Genomic DNA, 18,512 nt, shown 5'->3' with positions numbered 1-18,512 from the left:
CTACTGTCCTAAATTCATAGGATAGTTTCATTGATGTCAGACTAGTCATAATTCCTCCATATGTCAATGCATCATGAATATCTCATTTGAGAATAAAGGCGTTTTCTGGTTTTATTTGCAAGTTTAATCATACTGACCGCTTACTTATTTCTTCATTTTGTCACTGCAATCGCATCAAAACTGTACTAAGATACTGTGACAGATAGAGCGATGCTTCGCCATCATGTCTCAAGGGGGAAGATATGAGATTCATCGTCGCTTTCGCAATCGTTCTCGCACTTGCATTCCTGTGCTCGAAACCCATCAGAAAGGCACCCGTCGCGCTCTACGCCATCGCGGTCGCACTTGACCTGCTCTACCTTTACGGCATGGCAAGCGGCGCCAACACCGGCGCGTCTACCGGATTCTGGGCGGCGTTCCTCCCCTTCATGCAGCGCTGCACGCTCGCGTTCGCGTTCTTCACGGTGGTCATGTTCGTCGGTGTGCTCAAAGAGGGCTCGTCCGCTAAAACAAAATTGATGGCCATCCGTCGTCAGCTTTCTATCGCCGGCTGCATTCTTGCCCTCTGCCATATCGTGTATTACGTGTACACCTATTTCTTCCAAGTAATCCAGGCAACAGGCGGCGTGCCCACGATGAACCTTGCCGTGTCATTCGTTATATCGGGCGTTCTGCTGGTTCTGTTCGTCATGCTGCTAGTCACATCGTTCAACACCGTAAAACGTCGCATGCACGCCAAGACCTGGAAAAACGTGCAGCGTTGGGCATATGTGTTTTTCGGGTTGATGTATGTGCATCTGGCCGTGATTCTGATGCCGCCCGCGCTTTCGGGCAAAGAGACAGCCATGATAAGCATGGCCGTGTACACCGTCGTGTTCGCGGCGTACGCCATCCTGCGCATTCGACGAGCGCTTGTCGAGACGAAGAAGCAAGACTAGCTATCACGCCGCCCATCAATCTAGAATCACAGCGCCACAACATGTCTCTGCCTCTTACTGTGCAATCATGCAGCATTTGAGGCACAACGATACGTCGGTGTACTACTTCTCGATCGCCTCTGATGTGGGCATATTCCTGATGAGAGATGGGTCTTCAAAAAGCGCCTCACAAAGCATGTCACGCGAACGCAATTCGTTAGTCGCGCCATGCAGCATGTTTTCGAAAAACCGAATCAGGTATTTCAAATCTGGCATGATGCCTGCCTTGGCGTTGCGATAATTCGCCCTGACCAGCGCGTTACGGAAGTAGCGAGCATTGTCAGCAAATGGCTCATTAGCGGCATCGAATCCCAAGTAGTCGAGATACAACTCCGTAAACACGGCAATTGTCCTGGTATTACCCTCTTTGAAAGGATGCACCTGCCAAATATGAGAAACAAATTCCGCCAGGTGCCCTATGTCGTCAGCTGACATACTTGCACCGTACACATACGATGCCTCGCCAGCGAAAAACATCGTGAGCGCGTTGTCGATGAACTCCGGTGCACCATATAAAACGCTATCACCATTCAGGACGTATTCTCGTTTTACAAGCTGGACGGTCTTGTAAGAACCCGGAGCGTATACCGCATCGTCAAGATCCTGGAAAAGATGTCGATGAATATGGGCGAGCATTGACGGAGCCATGATGAATGCGCGCCGAGTTAGCAGCTCGGTGATACGCTGGCTTACAAGATCGGCTTCCCGCTCACCAGCGTCCGTAACTTCACCAGACTCATCGCGCAGCTTGTAGTACGTGCGAATGGCCTTGCCGGCAGCATCAAGCGACATCTCGCCTTCAATGGTATCCGACGCAAGAGAGCGAAGATATTTCGAAGGACACAAACCATCGACTTCTTGCAAACCAATGGCAAACCGCCATGACTCTTCTAGATTGTCGGAGGTCATGGGCTCGTAGGGATAGTCTTCTTTATCGCATGCGGTCATAAAGCCTCCCTCCGATTCGCTTTGTTTGTTGGGGGTATTGTAGCCAAACCGCAACTCGCTCGCATGTTGAACCGATCCATGATTGCCACAACAAACGGTGATTCGGTGCAGTTTTGATGGGCTCCATAGAGTAGGCCGAATCGGAGTTCGCCTATGACCTGGAGAAATACGACGGCAGAACGGCGGTGTACTTCGCGCCTTCCGCAAAAACTGCAGCATGAAGCAATTTACGAGCAAAAACACAGCGATCTCGGCGGTGTTGCGGCGGTGTCACAGCGTTCGACAGGGCAGAAATCCTCGTCGAGACCCTAAATCCCCTGCTTTTTGAGCCAGGAGGCTACGTCTTCGCGGACCTGCTTGCCTTCGGCGCGGTTCACGATCTCGTGGCGCATGCCCTCGTAAAGGTGCACGTCCACCGTGAGTATACCCGCAGCGCGGTACTCCTCCACCGCAGTCTTCACGCCCTTGCCCTTGCCGCCCACCGGGTCCTCGGCACCCGAAATGAACAGCATCGGCAGGTCTTTGGGAATGCGCGCGGCGCACTTCGGCGATACCGCCTCCAAGGTGGCGCCCGTCAGCGCGGCGTACCCACCCACGGTGAACATGAAGCCGCATGAGGGGTCGGAAGCATATTCGTCCACGGCATCGCGCTCGGACGAAATCCAATCGTAGTTCGTCTTGGCATCGGGCACCTGTCGAGAGAACGCGCCCACGCCCAACGAATCAACCAGACCGCTGTGGTAGCGCTCGCCCTCGCCATGCGTCGCGGCAAGCAGGTGCGTCGCGGCGATACCCACGCGAGACAGCCACTGCGGCGTCTGACCCGTACCGCACATGATGATCGCCGCCAGCCCTTCGCCGTGGCGCGTAGCATACGCGCGCACCACGTAGCTTCCCATCGAGTGCCCGAACAACACATAGGGCACGTTAGGAAATCGCCGCTGCATCATGCAGCGCAGCGTGTGCGTGTCTTGGATGAGGATGTCGGCGCCATTGAGGCGCTTATTCGATTGCGCGGTGGTTTCTTCGGACTGCTTGGAACGGAACGGAATATGGCCATAATCCTTTGGGCTTGATGCCGTTTTGCCGTGCCCCACATGATCGTGGGCGCACACCATAAACCCCTGGTCAACCAAGAACTCGGCAAACGGCAGGTAGCGGCTTTTGTGCTCCGCCATGCCGTGGACGAGCTGGACCACACCGCGCACGTCGGCATCGGCGGCAGCATCCGGCCGCCACATGAGTGCTGCGACGGTGGACGCGCCATCGGCGCTGGGAAATGCTATTTCGGTTGCCTTCATCCTTCTCACCTTCGTAAACGCGAGCGCCAAAACGTCGTCAGCGGTGCGCCGCGAGACCGGCCGACCTGCTTCGCGCATCTTCGCGCGCCTGGCTTTCGAACAGCTCGATGAGGCTGTCCTTGCCGGAGGTCGCGGTTTTGGCGTAGACATTCTTAATGTGCGTCCATACCGTGTTCTCGGAAATCACCAGCTCCTCGGCGATATGGCGCGCAGAGCGCCCACGCACAAGATAAGAGCAAATCTCGGACTCGCGGCGCGTGAGGCCGTAGCGTTTCGAAAACGTTGCCAAAATGGCGGGCCAGTCAGGCCGCTCGGGAGTCTGGGCGCCTTCGAGCGCCCGTTCGTGGGCCTGGGTGCTTTCGCTCTTCCGCTCGGGAACCCGAGCGCTTTCGCCTACCTGACCGGAAGTTTGGCCCGCTTGGCTGTTGGATTGCTGGGCAATCAAAACCGCGCCATGGCTCGAAGCGCTTTCGCCTACTTGACCGTGGGTCCGGGAGCTTTCGTCCACCTGCGCATCCTCCGTCGAAAGGCCCTGCCCAGACGCAGCGCCATCGCGCCTCTTGCCCCTTCGCATGAGCACGACGAAGGCTATCCCCAGCGGATACATGGCAGCGAATGCCAGCAACGTGAGCAGCGACACCCCGTAGTCGGCGCTCGCGGCGCCCAAGCCGAGGCCGATGGCCAACCCTATGCACAAGAACAGGTTCGACCCGCCCAGATACACGCCCGACAGCACGTAGCTGCGCCAGCCGTGGCGATGCGCGGCACCCACGATGTAGAACAAGAACAGCATGCCGCACACGTCGTTGCAGGCGATCATGATCGTGCCGGCCAACGAACCTAAGAGCTGCCCCACGAACGGAAGCAAGGAGAGCAGCACCAGCATAACCGGCAGGCATGCCTTGTAGACGGCGGTCGGATCAGGCAGGCGCATGGCAACCACGGCAAACACCGCGGTGATGAGTGTAGCAACGCCCAACGGAATCGCCATGGAAACATCGCCCACGATATGCTCAGACGCCGAACCGAGCACCGACGTGTGCAAGATGCCCACAACGCCCACCAGCACGAACAGGCACATGAACGGATTGCCGAATCGATGCAGAAAGCCCCGCACATCAACGCGCGAACGCGACTCGGATTGCGCGAACCCAATGGCATCAGCGGCGGGCTCCTTGTTCACCACAGCGAAGCAAGCGGCCGACACGGCCAAGAAAACCAGCGCAGAAACCACCAGGGCCATTTGGGAGAACACGGCGGATGCCGCCACTGCAACAAGCTGGATGAACAGGCCTATCACCATATGCCGCGGGGCCTCGCGCGAGCTTTGGCGCGCGAACTCCTCGAGCCACGTGCACGAGAGCACCACCGACGAGACGCCGTAAAGCGCGCCAAGCGCGGCCGCACCCACAGCGGCCGGAGCGTTCGCCAACACGCCAGATGCGCTCAGAACGAACCCCGCGGCAAACGTCACCCACGCCGGCCACTGGGGCACCGTCTCGGACAGCGGGGCCTTGGCCGCCCACGCGACGATAACGCAGGCAAGGACGATGGACGCCGTCTCGCTTGCGAGCATGAACCACAGCTCAGTCACAAAGCCGATATTGTGAATTACCGATCCCATGGCGGTGAGATAGCCGACCGAAGTGGCGGCCTTGGACATGCCGAAACCGAGGGCGGAGCACACGCCTCTTTTCGTTATGGATTCGGCCATCGCTCCCCCTCCCCTGCTTGCAATCGACCTTATGCCATTGTACCCGACGGCGCAAGGCGCGACGACGTGCAAACCCGCCGAAACGCCTCGCCGCAGGAGAGCGCCCGTCTTCCGCCGAGCTCCCGTTTATTTCCTCACCGTATTCATTGGCTCCTTATCAGGCAAAACGCAAATCTCACCGATAGTCGGTGAGGACTTCGCGCGCCCGCAGGCGTACTCTCGAACCATTCCGGATGCCACTCATCGTGCAGGAGGGCGCACGGCATTCGAACTTTCGGCCATTCCGGAGCGAAAGCATATCCAAGGAAGGGGACATACTATGGATCTCGAACTTTCTCGCCGTAATTTCCTCAAGGGAACCGGCGCGGTTGCCGCCCTGGGCGCCGTAGCCGCGATGGGCGTTGGCTGCTCGCCGGCCGCCGATTCCGGCACCGACGCTGCTACCGAAGCCGCCGTTGCACCCAAGAGCCCGGTCGAGACCACCTACGCTGCCGCCTCCGAACCCACCGACGGCAAATATGTGACCAAGGCGATGGGGCACGAGAACTGGGTGTTCGTCGAGACCACCGTCACCGGCGGCGCTCTTGCCGGCCTGCGCGTGCTCTCGCACGACGAGACCGTGGGTGTGGGCAGCCTCGCCTGCAACATGTGGCCCGCCAAGGCTCTTGAGGCCCAGAACCTGGACGTCGACGCCATCTCCGGCGCCACCACCACCTGCATGGCAATCAAGAACGCTGCACTGGAAGGCCTCGCCAACGCCGGCGTGGATTCCTCCGCATTCCTGCTTGGCCCCGAGGAGCTGACCGGCGGCACCGCTCAGGAAATCGAGAGCGATGTGGTCGTCATGGGCGCTGGTACCGCGGGCCTCACCGCTGCCACCCGCCTGCTGGAGAAGGGCTACACCGTGACGCTCTTCGAGAAGCAGGACATCCCCGGTGGCTCCATGTCCATGACCTACTCCGGCCTCGCCTGTGCCGGCAGCCAGCTGCAGAAAAACTACTCGCTGGGCCGCTTCGACGACAGCCCGTACTTCGACAAGACCGCCATGCTGGCGCTGCTGTCCAACTACGTGAATCCCGAGTTCGACCGCTTCGACAAGAAGATGCCCTACGACGACGCGATGTACACCGCCTCCCCCGACATGGTGGACTGGCTGCATGAGATCGGCGTGGGCTTCTACAGCCTGGGCGTGAACGCCGCCTACGGCGTGACCCCGTACCTGGCCCCCGGCTGCTACGAAGGCGGCTGCGGATATGCCATGCAGTACCTGGTCGACCGCATCGGTGCGCTGGGCGGAACCATCATCTACGGCGCTACCGTCACCGACATCACCATGGCCGACGGCCGCGCCACCGGCCTGGTTGCCGAGGGCAAGGACGGCTCCACCTACACCGCCACCGCCAAGGCCGTGCTGCTGGCATCCGGCGGCTTCGGCGCCAACCAGGAGATGGTGGACCAGTATTATCCCGATTACGCGGGCCGTTCGTTCAACTGCTGCCCCGCCTCCACCGGCGACGGCATCGTGCTCGGCCAGAAGGTGGGCGCCGCCATCGAGTGCATGGGTCGCGAGCTGGGCGCATTCATGAGCACCACCGGCCAGGCAGGCAGCCGCATGGAGATTGCCTTCATGTACCAGACCACCCCGGGCATCATGGTGAACGCCACGGGCGACCAGTTCGGCAACGTGATGAGCTCCAACCACTTCGTCATCGGCCGCGCCCTGTGCGACGACGCCAACGGCGGCAAGTTCTACTGGATCACTGACGAGTCCGGCGCCGTGACCACCATGAACAACCTCACCTATGCCTTCGACACCTACAAGGCGCTGTTCGAGCGAGGCGACATGGTGCACTATGCCACCGTGGAAGAGGCCGCTGAGGCAACTGGCATGACCAACCTTGCCGCCACCATCGAAACCAACAACCAGCATGCGCTGGCCGGCGAGGCGGACGAGTTCGGTCGCGAGAACCTGCCCTTCATCGACACGCATGACGGCATCTGGGTGTGCGGCGTCGAGCCTACGTTCTACCTGACCACGGGCGGTCTGGCTATCGACACCAAGGCCCATGTCTTGGACGAGAACGAAGAGATTATCCCTGGCCTGTATGCCGCTGGCGACGTGTGCGGCTCCATCGAGGAGAAGGACGGCAAGCAGTACGGCATGGGCTTCGATGCGGCCATGAACTTCGGCTACATCATGGGCGAGACCGTGGCGAGCGAACTCAAGTAAATTCGCAAGCGACGTAATCCTTCGCCGAGACTCTCGCAGCAGACGTTCTAAAGCATCGGTGCGCAAAAGCAAGATGACCGATGAGATTGGGCTAGACATCAACTCAGCTTGAACGCCTGCCACACATAAAGCGACGCGGCACCTCCCTCCCTTGGCCGCGTCGCTTTTTTTGCACGAAAATGCCCCGCACCGGAATGCGATGCGGGGCATACAGCACAATCTGATTGCCGAAATACGTCAGGCTCTGGCGAAAAACTACGCCCTTGCCAGGCCGTCTACGGAAAGCACCACGCCCGTGACGTCGGACGCCAGGTCGCTCGCCAGGTACAGATACGCATTCGCGATGTCCTCGGGCTCGGTCATGCGGCCAAGCGGAATGGTGGCGATGAGCGGCTTGATCATCTCGTCGGGCAGCGCGGAAACCATATCAGTGCGGGTGATGCCCGGCGCGACGGCGTTCACGCGAATGTTGTCGGGCGCCAGCTCGCGGCCCAGCGACTTGGTGAGGCCGTTGACGGCGAACTTGGAGACAGGATAGGCGCAGCCCGACGGCTGGCCGTAGATGCTTACCATGGAGCTGGTGTTGATGATCACGCCGCCGCCCTGCTCCTTCATGATGCGCGCAGCAGCCTGTGAGCAGTAGAACACGGCGTTCACATTGAGGTCGATGGTCTTGCGGAACGCCTCGGGATCGTAGTCGTAGATGCTCTCGCGCGCCGAGACGCCGGCGTTGTTGCCCATGATGTCGATGCGGCCCCATGCCTCTTTGACCTGGGTGAGCGCCTCTGCGACCGATGCGGGGTCAGTCAGCCTGGGCGCAATGCCCATGACCTCCCAGTCGGGGTTCTCTTCCTTGAGCTTGGCAACCGCGGCGTCGGCCGACTCTTGGCGGCTTCCGCACAGCGCAACCTTGGCGCCGTTTTCCAGGAACTTCTTCACGATGGCGAATCCGATTCCGCGCGTGCCTCCCGTGACGACGGCGACCTTTCCTTCGAGCAGCTTATCCATCGGAGAACCTCCAATCATGTCGGGCGCCGCACGTTAGGCAAATTGAAACGGTTTCTACCCATCGGTGATAGCCCCTTGCCTTGCGGCGCAGCGTGCGCATTTTCTATGCGATGGCATAATTGTAAGTTCGACGCTCGCATTTAACTCTGTTAACCGCTCCGCACGTTCGCGAACGGCGTTCGTCGCTGCGGAGCGGCGCTCATTTGACGGCGCATCCACAGAACCTCCACCATCGCGCACATCTTTTGCCTTGACTTGGAGCGCACTCAAATGGGTAAAGTATGAGCCGCACTAAATCGAATTATGAGGGGGAATTATGAGCAACGACCTTCTGAACACGCCTAAGCTGGGCTTTGGATGCATGCGCCTGCCGCTTTTGGACGCAAATGACCAGACCAGCATCGACATCGAGCAATTCAAGCAGATGGTCGACGAGTTCATCGCCGGCGGCGGCACGTATTTCGACACCGCCTTCGTGTATCACGAGGGCACCTCGGAGGCCGCCGTGCGTCAGGCGCTCGTGGAGCGCTACCCACGCGACGCCTACACCATTGCCACTAAATGCCTCGCATGGGCGGCTCCCGACGCCGAGACCGCTAAGGGCAATCTGGCCATTTCGCTGGAGCGTTTGGGCGTGGATTACGTCGATTTTTACCTGCTGCACAACGTGGGCGGTCCGCGTACCGCGAAATTCGACGAATACGGTATGTGGGATTTCGTGCGCGAGATGAAGGAGCAGGGCAAAATTAAGCATGTGGGCTTCTCCATGCATGACGGCCCCGAAACGCTCGATGAGCTTCTGACCGCGCATCCCGACATGGACTTCGTCCAGCTGCAGGCCAATTATCTGGACTGGGACGACCCTGTGGTGCAGTCCCGTAAGTGCCTGGAAGCGGCGCAGAAGCATGGCGTACCCGTGGTGATCATGGAGCCCGTGCGCGGCGGCCGTCTGGCCGATCTGCCGGAACGCGTGGCGAACGTGTTCAAGGCGACCGACCCCGACAAGAGCCTCGCCTCGTGGGCGTATCGTTTCTGCTACAACCTCCCCAACGTCATCACGGTGCTCTCCGGCGCATCCACGCTTGAGCAGATGAAGGAGAACGTGGCGGAATGGAAGGCGAACGCGCCCTTCAACGAGGCCGAGCAGAAAGCCATGACCGAAGCGACCGAAGTGCTTCGTTCGATGGCGAGCATCCCCTGCACCAACTGCCGCTATTGCGTGAAGGACTGCCCGCAAGGCGTGGCCATCCCCAACATTCTGGGTCTTTTGAATCTGGAGGCCATGACCGAGAACAACGAGTTCGTGAAGGGCCAGTACGCTTGGCAGGCGAAGGCGCCGGCGAGCGAGTGCATCGAGTGCGGCGCATGCGAGGATATGTGTCCTCAGGGGATTGATATTATTAACCAGCTTAAGATTGCTGCGGAGCATTTCGAATAATGCCTCCGGCGGCAAAGGGGGGAGGAGGCGAGGATGTTTCCTCGCCTCTTCCCCCCTTTGGAACCCCGGCGCGCTCTCGCGCGCAGAAGTCAGGGACTAAACACGCCAGTGGCGTGTTTACTGCTCCAGCTCGCATGGGAAACCGGCCAATCGGGGCTTTATTGCCCACTCTGGCGCACATCGCTTTCGCTCGTGCGCTTCCTAGGCGGGGCGCTCGCCCATTTCGTCGAGGTGTTGGACGATCCAGGTTTTGATGACTGCTTGACGACCTACACCTATACGCTTTGCTTCGCGGTCGAGCGCATCTACCACCCACAGAGGGAAATCGACATTCACGCGACGCGTTCCGCTGACGCTCTCGGGGTAAATTAGTTCGGCATTGTCCACGTCGAAGTAATCGAGCACGTCTTCTCCGTTTTCGAACTTGTCCATAAGATTATCTTCCGTAGTTTTTCTTGACATACAGTTTCACCTCGGCTTTCGTCGATTTGCGAGCCGATATGATGCGTTTCTTTTCGCCTCGCATCGTTATAACAACCGTCCAGTACCGACCATCGATTCGCCCGATAAACAAATATCTTCGCTCTCCGCGCTTTCGCGCACCCAGCTTGACATACGGAGCATCCCAAAGTCTTTGAGCTTCGACAAAATCGATACCGTGCTTTTGGGCGTTTGAACGGCTTTTTGTTTCATCGAACTCGAATTCCTGATTTTTAGGATACGCAATTAACCTTAATGTGTCTATATTTATTCTATTACTATTCTTATTTTCATCTTTATCCATACCATATTCCTCCTGTCAGTATTACAGCCAGTACCGCTATGGCAATAAAGGGCACGAAGGGAAACGGTTGGTTCGATAGAACGTGCAAGGAACCCACAGGGAACGTTTTGGGACATGGAATGCAACATGGCGGGGTTCCGCGACGCTTCTCTGCGATGCGCGCGATTCCATCCGCGACGCAGAGGATGACCTGCCGCAGCAAAGCCAGGACGCACGCGATACCAAGCGAAGCAATGCCGCCCTCGGGGCCCAGATAAAGACCCACCACGAAGAGCAGCTTCACATCTCCCCCGCCAAGTGCCAGACTTCCCGTGCGCCTTTCAAGGGTGACGGCGCACAAGGCCGCAACGCCTGACGTGACGGCTCCGCCAAGCACGCCGGCAATCGCCCAAGAGAAAAGCCGCGGGCTACCGAAATCGAAAAGGAACGGACAGCCGCCGCCTATTGCGCCCCCTGCGACGGCAAGCAGCCATGCGGCGAGAGAAGCTAACAGCGCCGAAAGAGGCACTAAGCGCGTTCGGACATCGACGGCAGACGCGTACACGAGCGACACCGCGAGAACAACGTACGCGGCAATCGAGGCCATCGCCGTCAAGGGCGATGCGTCGATCGCGAGGGTCATGAGTTCATATGTAGCAAAAGAATCCATGGGAATAGGCTAGCTTGCAAACCTTGCCAAACCCTTTCCCAAACCTTGCCCGCACCTTGCCGGATTCTTGCCGAATACCCCTTTAGCGGAGAAAGAAAACTTGCCGAGGTCCTGTGCACCTTTGAATCGGATTGCGCATGAAAACGTTCATCGATCGCACGCGACCGCAGGCGCAGGCGTCGCTTCACAATCTGACAAAGAACATGATGGAACTCGCCCAGAAGATGCATTAGTCACGGAGCAGCAGCGCCACATTCGTCCGCACGCGCGAAGAAGGGGCCCGAGAGCCCCTTCTTTTGTTATCGTATAATTGGTCGCGATCGCTAACGCCACACCTTTTTGGCACCCGGATTCTGAACGAGCAGCTCATCGCGCAGAACTTCTAAATCCTGGGTGTAGTCTTCAACGCCATCCTCGTATTCGAGTGTCTCCAGCGTTGAAATGACGAATCCATCGCGGCCATATTCCTTCCAAAGTTCCAAAAGACGTTTGTTGGGATGAAACCCGCTCTCGAGCTTGGTCAACGTGCTGTTCACATCGGCCTTGGTGTCTTTCGCCGCGCTCAAAAACATCTCGCCCGTCATGGTGCAAACATAGGAAACCACGCCCATTTCCGGCTGGCGCGTTTTATATTCCCCGATTAGCTCTTTGCGTCGCTGTTTATCCACGAACAGTCTCCTTGTCGTGTGCTCTTGACGTGTGCTGTATGGTCGTTCGCCTGGGTTGCCCCTGCGCACACGCGCACAATGTCTTCTTCTGAGACGACCCCCACACGCACGACGCGCGGTACGCCTCCCGTGCAATCGACGATGGTGGACGATACACCGCTGCGAGGCGCATCATCGCCACACGATGCCGCGAGCTGCGCCAAGAAATCGGGATCGATGTCGGCATACGACTGCGGAGGCGTGTGCCCCTGGAAATTCGCGCTCGAGTTGGCAATGGGACATCCCGCGCGCGCGATGAGTTCGAGCGCCGTGGCGTCATCGGGCATGCGCAGGGCAACCGTGCGATTCTCCGCGCCGAATTCGCGCGGCACAGCAGAACTAGCGGGCACGATGAGCGTCAACTGGCCAGGCCAATAAGCCCTCGCAAGCGCACGCGCGTATTCCGGCACATCATGTCCAAACATGTCGAGCGCAGTCAGACCGTCCACCAGCCACGGCAGCGGCTTGTCATGGTCGCGACGCTTGGCATCATAGACCTCAATCGGCGAGGCGGCTCGCGTCACCGCGACACCGATGCCATACACCGTATCGGTAGGAAACACGGCCGCCTGCCCCGCACGCAACGCACGGGCCGCTTCGTCAACCGAACCAAACGCGACCATGCTTCCTCCTTACTCAAAATCCCACTCTCTCAACGAGAGCCAGCCGCAACGTCGCAGCGTCTCACCGAGTAGTTTCGATGGCTGTTAAGCCATCGAAACAAGCTCGCCTGCAGCCTTCACCTTTACGCGGTTGGTGTGGCCGGGATAGTACTGCAGAGGCACGTCCTCGGAATCGATGATCTCCACCGTTTCACGCACGGCGCCGGCCTTCACGGCCTCCTCGATGGCGGCAGCGCGCGCATGGGCCAGGGCCTCCTCGCGCGGCGTGACGTCGTAGTCGACAAGCGCCTCGTAGGTGCCGCTCACCTTGGAGATGGCCGAGCCGATGGCGTTCGCGCAGCCGGAATGCTCGGGCTTGACACACTTAGCGGTGCCGGCGAGGTCGGTAGGCAGAATGATGCAGCCACCGCCCACCAGGATAGCGTCGATGTCTTCGTTGGACACCTTCATCATGTCGATGCCCTCTTCCACCATCTCGCGCATCGCGGCGAGCGCCTTGGTGGCAAGTTCCTCGTCGATGTCAGCCACCTTGGAGGCGTCGCCCACCTCGGCCATGCCCAGGCGCACGGCGATGTCGGTTGCGGTCATGGTGTCGCCGCCGAACACCAGCGCGCGCTTGGTGATCTCATAACCCACCGAATCGGGGCCCACGGTTACGGTGCCGTCCTCGCGCTGGCGCACGATCGAGCCGCCGCCCAGGCCGATGGAGATCACGTCGGGCATGCGGAAGTTCGTGCGCACGCCGCCGATAGTCACAGCCACGCCGCTCTCACGCGGAAAACCGCTGGAGAGCACGCCCAGGTCGGTGGTGGTGCCACCCACGTCGATCACGATGGCGTCATCCATGCGCGACAGGTAGCTCGCACCGCGGATGGAGTTGGTAGGGCCGCATGCGATGGTGAGGATGGGGTACTGGCGCGCATGCTCGATGGTCATGAGCGTGCCGTCGTTTTGCGACAGGTATACTTCGGCGTTCACGATGCCGCGCTCCTCCAAGCTCTTTGCAAAGCCCTCGGTGAAACGCTCTGCCACCTTGTGCAGCGCCGCGTTCAGAATGGTCGCGTTCTCACGCTCGACCAGGCCCATCGAGCCAATTTCGGAAGAGATGGACACATGCACGTCGTCGCCCAAGACCTCGCGAGCGATCTCGGCGGCACGCAGCTCGTCGTCGTTGCGCACGGTGGAGAACACGCAGCTGATCGCCACAGCGCCCACCTTGCCCGCTACGCCCTCAAAGAAGGAACGGCAGGCCTCCTCGTCGAACTCGGCCAAACGCTTGCCGTCGAACTCGAAGCCTCCGCCGATGATGGCGTGGTCAACGGCCACAGCTGCGATATCCTCCGCCCAATCGACCATGGGCGGAATGCCCACGCTCGCCGGTGCGCCGATGCGCAGAATGGCGATAGGGGCCAAGCCCTTGCGCTCTACGATAGCGTTCGTGCACTGCGTGGTGCCGAGCATCGCCTGCGTGATCTGGGTGCGGTCAACGCCGCTCTCAGCAAGCACCGCATCCACGGCGCCCATGATACCCTCGTAGATGTCGCCCGAGGTGGGGTTCTTGATAGCTGCCACCACGTTCAAGTTCTCGTCGATCAGCACCGCGTCGGTGTTGGTGCCGCCAACGTCAATTCCCAACTTGTACATTGTTCCTCCTGGCAATCAAGCTTCAGAATATTCAAGCTTGTCGGATAGTACCAATTGCGGCTTCGTTCGGGACTGGCAGGACATCCCACGCGCAGTTCCGCACGAGCCAAACACCCCAGTGGGGTGTTTGCGCGAGCCAGGACTGTTTGAGCATGGGGTGCCCTGCCAGTCCCGAACTCGGGCATCGTTACACCAACTCCTTCACCCGCTCCTCAACCGGAATGTAATCCGTATCGATGCCGAAGTAACGCGGGCCTACGAGCTCGAGGCCGCGCTCCGTGCGCCACAGGTGGTAGCACGGCAGACCCACGGCCAGCACGCGCTTGCCGTACTTGAGCGCGTCGGTGGGCACGGGGGTGAACGTCTCGGTGTCCACCAGGCAAATCAGGTCGGGCGCGGTGGCAACGATCGTGCCGTTCACCGTGCAGCACAGATTCTCGTTCTGGAACTCGATCTGCGCCTCGCCGCCCTTGTCCTCGCCGATGCCCTCCAGCACCACGCGGCCGAAGTTGAAGCCGCCGCGCGTCTCGCGCAGCACATCAGCAATCTTGCCCTTGAACAGGCGATATCCCTTGGTGTACTCCAGGAAGTACTGCTCGGGCGTCATGCCTTCGGGGCAGTTCTTGATGGCGCGGATGGTGCGACCTAGCTCCTCGCTGTAGGTCACGATGCCGCGCACGCCGTACTCTTTCACCTGGTCAGCGGTCATCACGTATTCCACGCTCACCACGCTGCCGCCGCATGCGGTGCAGCCGGCGCGGCAGATGTTCTCCACCCACTTGTTGGTGACAGTTTCCATGAGACCCAGGTTGCCCTTTTCATCGATGAAAATCATAGGGCTGGCCGAGATGTCGCCGATGGAGAACGTGACCATCTGGATTTCGGGGAACGCGCGGCCCATGCCGTCCACGTCCACCATGGGAAGGCCCAGGCGCGCCGCCGCGGCGATGGGCAGCATGGAGTTCACGCCGCCGGCCTCGATGGGCATAACGGCCGTGACCTTCTTGCCGTAATAGGTCGAAATCATATCGAGCAGGCGATCGAACTCGCTCTCGCCCACGCCCTTCTCGGTGAGGATGGTGGGCGCGCCCACGCTTGCCACAGGCACCACGATATCATCGTCGGAAAGCTCATCCACGTCGATGAGGCTCACCTCGCCGCATTCCTTTACGGCGCCGATGGCCAGAAGCTTGCCGATGTAGGGGTCTCCGCCGCCGCCTGCGCCCAGAAGCGCCGCGCCCAGGGCGATGTCTTCGATCTCTTGAACGCCAATCTTACGCATGATTAGGCCTCCTTCTTCTGGGCGGCCTTGCGCGCCACGTGGTCCGCATAGCATTCCTCGAGCGGGCGGTAATCCATATCCAGCCCGAACCAGCGCGGACCGGCAAGCTCCAAACCGCCGGGTGTGCGCCACGCAGGGTCGCACGGCAGCGCAACCACCAGCACGCGCTTGCCGTACTTGAGGTTCTCAGTGGTCACGGGCACGAACGTGGCGGAATCCACCATGCAGATGAGGTCGGGCACGGTGGCGGCGATTACGCCGTCGACCTCGGCGTAGATGTTCTCGTTCTGGAACTCCACGACCGCCTGGCTACCCTTGTCCTCGCCGATGCCCTCGAGCACGGCCTTGCCGAAGTTGAAGCCCTCGCGCGTCTCGCGCAGCACATCGGCGATCTTGCCCTTGAAGAAACGGTACGCGCCGCTCTCGCGCAGGAAGTATTCCTCGGGGTTGTCCTGGTTGGAGGCGGTGCGAATGATGCGCCCCAGCTTCTGAGCGTAGTCGACGGTGCCCACCACGACGCTGGTTTTCATCTTCTTGCCGGTCATGGGGCTGGCAAGCGTAGTTACCTGGCCGCCGGAAGCGGACGTGATCTCGCGGCCGATTTCCTCGGTCCAGTCGTTGTTGATGGTGTAGAGCACCGTGCAGTTGCCCTTTTCGTCAGCGATGACGAAGGGGTTGGTGGACACGCCGTTCAGGCTGAACGTGTCCTGCTGGATGCCGGGGAACGCACGCCCCATGCCGTCGGCGTTAATCAGCGGCATGCCCGCGCGCGCCGCAGCGCTGATGGGCACCATGGAATTCATGCCGCCCGCCTCGGACAGCAGAAACGCATCCAGCTTCTTGCCCAGCATGCGCTCCATCATGGCGCGCACCTTGGGATATTCGATGCCGTTGGTTCCCTTCTCCAGCGAGACGCTCGGAGCGCCCACGCCACAGATGGGGGCAACGGTCCACTCGTCGGGCACCTCGTCCACGTCGAGCAGCGTCACCGGGCCGTGCTCTTTGATGGCGGCGATAGCCTCGAGCCTACCCATGTACGGGTCTCCGCCACCGCCCGATCCGAGCAGCGACGAGCCGAGCGCGATATCGTCGATATCTTCGATTCCGATCTTTCGCACGCTTCCCCTCACTTTCCTTCAATCGTGCCGAACGCGCATCACGTCGGCTTGAGCACGCGACCAGCCATGTTGGATGCGCAATGTACCCAATGGCCAGACGCTTCGCGCAAACACAAGGATGCGCGGCGCCCCAAGCGGAACGCGCGCGCACCCGGTTTTCCGTATATTGCGTCGATAGGGACATCATACGCCACTCTGACCGAATAGAGCGCGGTAGCGGCCCAACGACGCATGCGCTCTGTTATTTCCTCACAACCATGATCTTACCGTCGAAGGCAGGAAGCTTCATGGCCTTGTAGATGAGCACGTAGAGCACCATGGACACCACGATGCCGTTCACGGGACCCAGGAAGAACGGGAAGTCCAAGAAGGCAAGCGGCGTGCCCACGAAGGTGCCGCCGGTGATCATGGCGATAAGCGCGCCCACCACGAAGCTCACCACGCCCGGAACGCTCACACCGTCGAGCGGCTTGAAGTTCTCGGGGCGAGCCTTGCGGATGAACCAGTAGTCGGCGATCATCGAGCCGGACAGCGCGGGAATCATGGCGGAGAGCAGCGTCAGGAAGAACGTGAAGTAGTCCATGATGCCGGCGGCCGCCAGTACGATGCCCACGATACCGGAGATGATGGTGGAAATCTTGTAGCCGCGCTCGCCCTTGTTCACCATAACAGCGAAGGCCAAGCCGGCGGAATACGCGTTGGACACGTTGACCGTCCAGGTGCTGGCGATAAGCGCGACCATGCCGATGACGGCAAGGCCCAGACCGCTCATGATGAGCGTGATGTCGCCGCCGGACTCGGGGACGACGATGGCGAGGATGGCGCCCATCATCATCACGACGACGTTGGCGGGCCACACGCCGCCCACGGAAGAGATGACGGAATCGCGACGGCTCTTGGCATAGCGCGTGAAGTCGCCGATGGTGGCACCGCCCAGCGCGAACAGGCCGACGGAGATGTTGATGCCGGCAACCAGGCCCATGCCCTCGACGGGCACGTAGTTGAACACGCTGTCCATGCCAACGCCCGCGATGGACACGATCAAGCCGTACATGCAGATGACGAACAGGAGCGGCAGCGCGATGTAGTTAACCCACTTCACGCCGTCGAAGCCGTACACGGCGGAGACGAGCATCAGCGCGCCCAGCACCACCGAAGGGATCCACACGGGGATATCCATGCCGGTGAGCTCGAGCATGGCCACCGAGAACGACGAGCCGCACACGGCCGCCTGAACGCCGAACCAACCGATGAGCGCGATGCCCACCACGAGACTGATCAGGTAGCGACCGCCGGATTTGCCTAGCGCGGCGGTGGACATGGCGGAGGTGGGAAGTCCCACGTCGGCAGACTCCATTGCGATGAACGCCATGTAGGCGGAAATGATGCCGAAGCCGATGACGGCGGCAAGGAAGCTGTCCGCGAGCGTGAGCGCGGCACCCAGCGCGGCGCCCGTCATGAGCGTGGAAACGTTGAACGCGTTGCCGATCCAGATGACCGTAAGCGGCCATAGGCCGCGGCGTTCGGATTCGTCCACGTGCATGCTCTCGGCGTCGAAGCTCATGACCTCAGATTCGGATGACATGATGGTCCCCTTCTTGTCGATTGCACTACCCATCGCAGATGAGGGCCGCTCGGAGCATCCGCAAGTCGTCATCCTGGATTCGCCGGCATTTTCGCCTATGCCTGCTTTTCCACGCATTCTCACTTCGAAACACCCGCGGGCCGCCTTTTCCCGCGACGCATCGCATGCACGCCCAAACATGCTGGAAATGTTCCGGCATCCATGCGATTGCAGGCAGTTTAGCACAGCGAAGCGCCAGTGTGTATGTCCAGGCAAATATGCATGTTTGCGTATATTAAAAGTTGGTTAACGCCAAATGATGCATGGGATGTATGGAAGGCCGATTCTATTGCCGGGGCCAAACTCAGCCAGAGATTCCGTATTTGCGCTTCACGCGTTCGAGCTTGCGATGCCACGGGGCGTAAAGCGCCAACAGGAACACCACGGTGGCAACGCCGTGCACGATGTCGAACGGCAGCGCGGCGGCGTACACCAGCGCAAACTGCAGCGCATCCTGCGGATGGT

General features: G+C 60.1%; 16 protein-coding genes. 3 read left to right on the top strand and 13 right to left on the bottom strand.

The features are described 5' to 3' along the window. Positions 1-242: 242 nt before the first annotated feature. A complete protein-coding gene (locus Q0J60_RS03575) occupies positions 243-938 on the top strand; it encodes a ferric reductase-like transmembrane domain-containing protein (protein ID WP_294438869.1) in 696 nt (231 codons plus the stop codon). 102 nt (positions 939-1,040) lie between these two features. Here the strand turns inward: Q0J60_RS03575 and Q0J60_RS03570 are convergent, their stop codons facing one another. From Q0J60_RS03570 to Q0J60_RS03560, 3 genes are all read right to left on the bottom strand, one after another. Beyond that, positions 1,041-1,925: a Fic family protein gene (locus tag Q0J60_RS03570; RefSeq protein ID WP_294438867.1), complete on the bottom strand. Its 885-nt coding sequence runs from the start codon at positions 1,923-1,925 to the stop codon at positions 1,041-1,043. 308 nt (positions 1,926-2,233) lie between these two features. After that, positions 2,234-3,226, bottom strand: coding sequence for an alpha/beta fold hydrolase (locus Q0J60_RS03565; protein ID WP_294438866.1), 993 nt, complete (start codon positions 3,224-3,226; stop codon positions 2,234-2,236). 37 nt (positions 3,227-3,263) lie between these two features. Continuing rightward, entirely contained in the window at positions 3,264-4,940 is a 1,677-nt protein-coding gene (locus Q0J60_RS03560; protein ID WP_294438865.1) for a LuxR C-terminal-related transcriptional regulator, read from the bottom strand. 319 nt (positions 4,941-5,259) lie between these two features. Between Q0J60_RS03560 and Q0J60_RS03555 the strand changes: the two genes are divergently transcribed. Further along, entirely contained in the window at positions 5,260-7,170 is a 1,911-nt protein-coding gene (locus Q0J60_RS03555) for an FAD-dependent oxidoreductase (protein WP_294438864.1), read from the top strand. 255 nt (positions 7,171-7,425) lie between these two features. On the opposite strand, the gene Q0J60_RS03550 is transcribed toward Q0J60_RS03555, so the two are convergent. Then, entirely contained in the window at positions 7,426-8,196 is a 771-nt protein-coding gene (locus tag Q0J60_RS03550; protein ID WP_294438863.1) for an SDR family NAD(P)-dependent oxidoreductase, read from the bottom strand. A 298-nt stretch (positions 8,197-8,494) separates the two neighbouring features. Here Q0J60_RS03550 and Q0J60_RS03545 point away from each other — a divergent pair, with 298 nt between their 5' ends. Beyond that, positions 8,495-9,616 (top strand): aldo/keto reductase, encoded by a 1,122-nt coding sequence (locus Q0J60_RS03545; protein WP_294438862.1) that lies wholly within the window; start codon positions 8,495-8,497, stop codon positions 9,614-9,616. A 201-nt stretch (positions 9,617-9,817) separates the two neighbouring features. Here Q0J60_RS03545 and Q0J60_RS03540 read toward each other — a convergent pair whose 3' ends face one another. From Q0J60_RS03540 to Q0J60_RS03500, 9 genes are all read right to left on the bottom strand, one after another. Continuing rightward, positions 9,818-10,048, bottom strand: coding sequence for a type II toxin-antitoxin system BrnA family antitoxin (locus Q0J60_RS03540; RefSeq protein WP_273121422.1), 231 nt, complete (start codon positions 10,046-10,048; stop codon positions 9,818-9,820). 4 nt (positions 10,049-10,052) lie between these two features. Then, positions 10,053-10,400 carry a BrnT family toxin gene (locus Q0J60_RS03535; RefSeq protein ID WP_294438861.1) on the bottom strand — a complete coding sequence of 116 codons (348 nt, stop codon included), beginning with the start codon at positions 10,398-10,400 and terminating at the stop codon, positions 10,053-10,055. Next, positions 10,393-11,049 (bottom strand): prepilin peptidase, encoded by a 657-nt coding sequence (locus Q0J60_RS03530; protein WP_294438860.1) that lies wholly within the window; start codon positions 11,047-11,049, stop codon positions 10,393-10,395. Before Q0J60_RS03530 ends, Q0J60_RS03535 begins: the two co-directional genes overlap by 8 nt. A gap of 323 nt (positions 11,050-11,372) precedes the next feature. Next, positions 11,373-11,717, bottom strand: a complete 345-nt coding sequence (locus Q0J60_RS03525) for a GIY-YIG nuclease family protein (RefSeq protein ID WP_273121415.1) — start codon at positions 11,715-11,717, stop codon at positions 11,373-11,375. Then, positions 11,690-12,379: an L-threonylcarbamoyladenylate synthase gene (locus Q0J60_RS03520; RefSeq protein WP_294438857.1), complete on the bottom strand. Its 690-nt coding sequence runs from the start codon at positions 12,377-12,379 to the stop codon at positions 11,690-11,692. The genes Q0J60_RS03525 and Q0J60_RS03520 overlap by 28 nt, the downstream gene beginning before the upstream one ends. 84 nt (positions 12,380-12,463) lie before the next feature. After that, positions 12,464-14,023: a hydantoinase/oxoprolinase family protein gene (locus Q0J60_RS03515; protein ID WP_294438856.1), complete on the bottom strand. Its 1,560-nt coding sequence runs from the start codon at positions 14,021-14,023 to the stop codon at positions 12,464-12,466. A gap of 187 nt (positions 14,024-14,210) precedes the next feature. Next, positions 14,211-15,305 (bottom strand): DUF917 domain-containing protein, encoded by a 1,095-nt coding sequence (locus tag Q0J60_RS03510; protein ID WP_294438855.1) that lies wholly within the window; start codon positions 15,303-15,305, stop codon positions 14,211-14,213. 2 nt (positions 15,306-15,307) lie between these two features. Beyond that, positions 15,308-16,423 carry a DUF917 domain-containing protein gene (locus Q0J60_RS03505; RefSeq protein ID WP_294438854.1) on the bottom strand — a complete coding sequence of 372 codons (1,116 nt, stop codon included), beginning with the start codon at positions 16,421-16,423 and terminating at the stop codon, positions 15,308-15,310. 241 nt (positions 16,424-16,664) lie between these two features. Next, on the bottom strand, positions 16,665-18,008 hold the full coding sequence (locus tag Q0J60_RS03500; RefSeq protein ID WP_273121402.1) for a cytosine permease: 1,344 nt from the start codon (positions 18,006-18,008) through the stop codon (positions 16,665-16,667). Positions 18,009-18,512: the final 504 nt, after the last annotated feature.

Origin of the sequence: uncultured Slackia sp. (assembly GCF_944321625.1) — a bacterium.
Classification (GTDB): Bacteria; Actinomycetota; Coriobacteriia; order Coriobacteriales; family Eggerthellaceae; genus Slackia.
This window is presented reverse-complemented; position numbering and strand designations above follow the sequence as displayed.

Bases quoted from the DNA above. Each gene is read 5' to 3' on its own strand.
- Q0J60_RS03515 (WP_294438856.1), bottom strand. From the start codon at position 14,023: ATGTACAAGTTGGGAATTGACGTTGGCGGCACCAACACCGACGCGGTG.
- Q0J60_RS03555 (WP_294438864.1), top strand. From the start codon at position 5,260: ATGGATCTCGAACTTTCTCGCCGTAATTTCCTCAAGGGAACCGGCGCG.
- Q0J60_RS03565 (WP_294438866.1), bottom strand. From the start codon at position 3,226: ATGAAGGCAACCGAAATAGCATTTCCCAGCGCCGATGGCGCGTCCACC.
- Q0J60_RS03560 (WP_294438865.1), bottom strand. From the start codon at position 4,940: ATGGCCGAATCCATAACGAAAAGAGGCGTGTGCTCCGCCCTCGGTTTC.
- Q0J60_RS03545 (WP_294438862.1), top strand. From the start codon at position 8,495: ATGAGCAACGACCTTCTGAACACGCCTAAGCTGGGCTTTGGATGCATG.
- Q0J60_RS03540 (WP_273121422.1), bottom strand. From the start codon at position 10,048: ATGGACAAGTTCGAAAACGGAGAAGACGTGCTCGATTACTTCGACGTG.
- Q0J60_RS03530 (WP_294438860.1), bottom strand. From the start codon at position 11,049: ATGGATTCTTTTGCTACATATGAACTCATGACCCTCGCGATCGACGCA.
- Q0J60_RS03575 (WP_294438869.1), top strand. From the start codon at position 243: ATGAGATTCATCGTCGCTTTCGCAATCGTTCTCGCACTTGCATTCCTG.
- Q0J60_RS03510 (WP_294438855.1), bottom strand. From the start codon at position 15,305: ATGCGTAAGATTGGCGTTCAAGAGATCGAAGACATCGCCCTGGGCGCG.
- Q0J60_RS03535 (WP_294438861.1), bottom strand. From the start codon at position 10,400: ATGGATAAAGATGAAAATAAGAATAGTAATAGAATAAATATAGACACA.
- Q0J60_RS03550 (WP_294438863.1), bottom strand. From the start codon at position 8,196: ATGATTGGAGGTTCTCCGATGGATAAGCTGCTCGAAGGAAAGGTCGCC.
- Q0J60_RS03500 (WP_273121402.1), bottom strand. From the start codon at position 18,008: ATGTCATCCGAATCTGAGGTCATGAGCTTCGACGCCGAGAGCATGCAC.
- Q0J60_RS03570 (WP_294438867.1), bottom strand. From the start codon at position 1,925: ATGACCGCATGCGATAAAGAAGACTATCCCTACGAGCCCATGACCTCC.
- Q0J60_RS03520 (WP_294438857.1), bottom strand. From the start codon at position 12,379: ATGGTCGCGTTTGGTTCGGTTGACGAAGCGGCCCGTGCGTTGCGTGCG.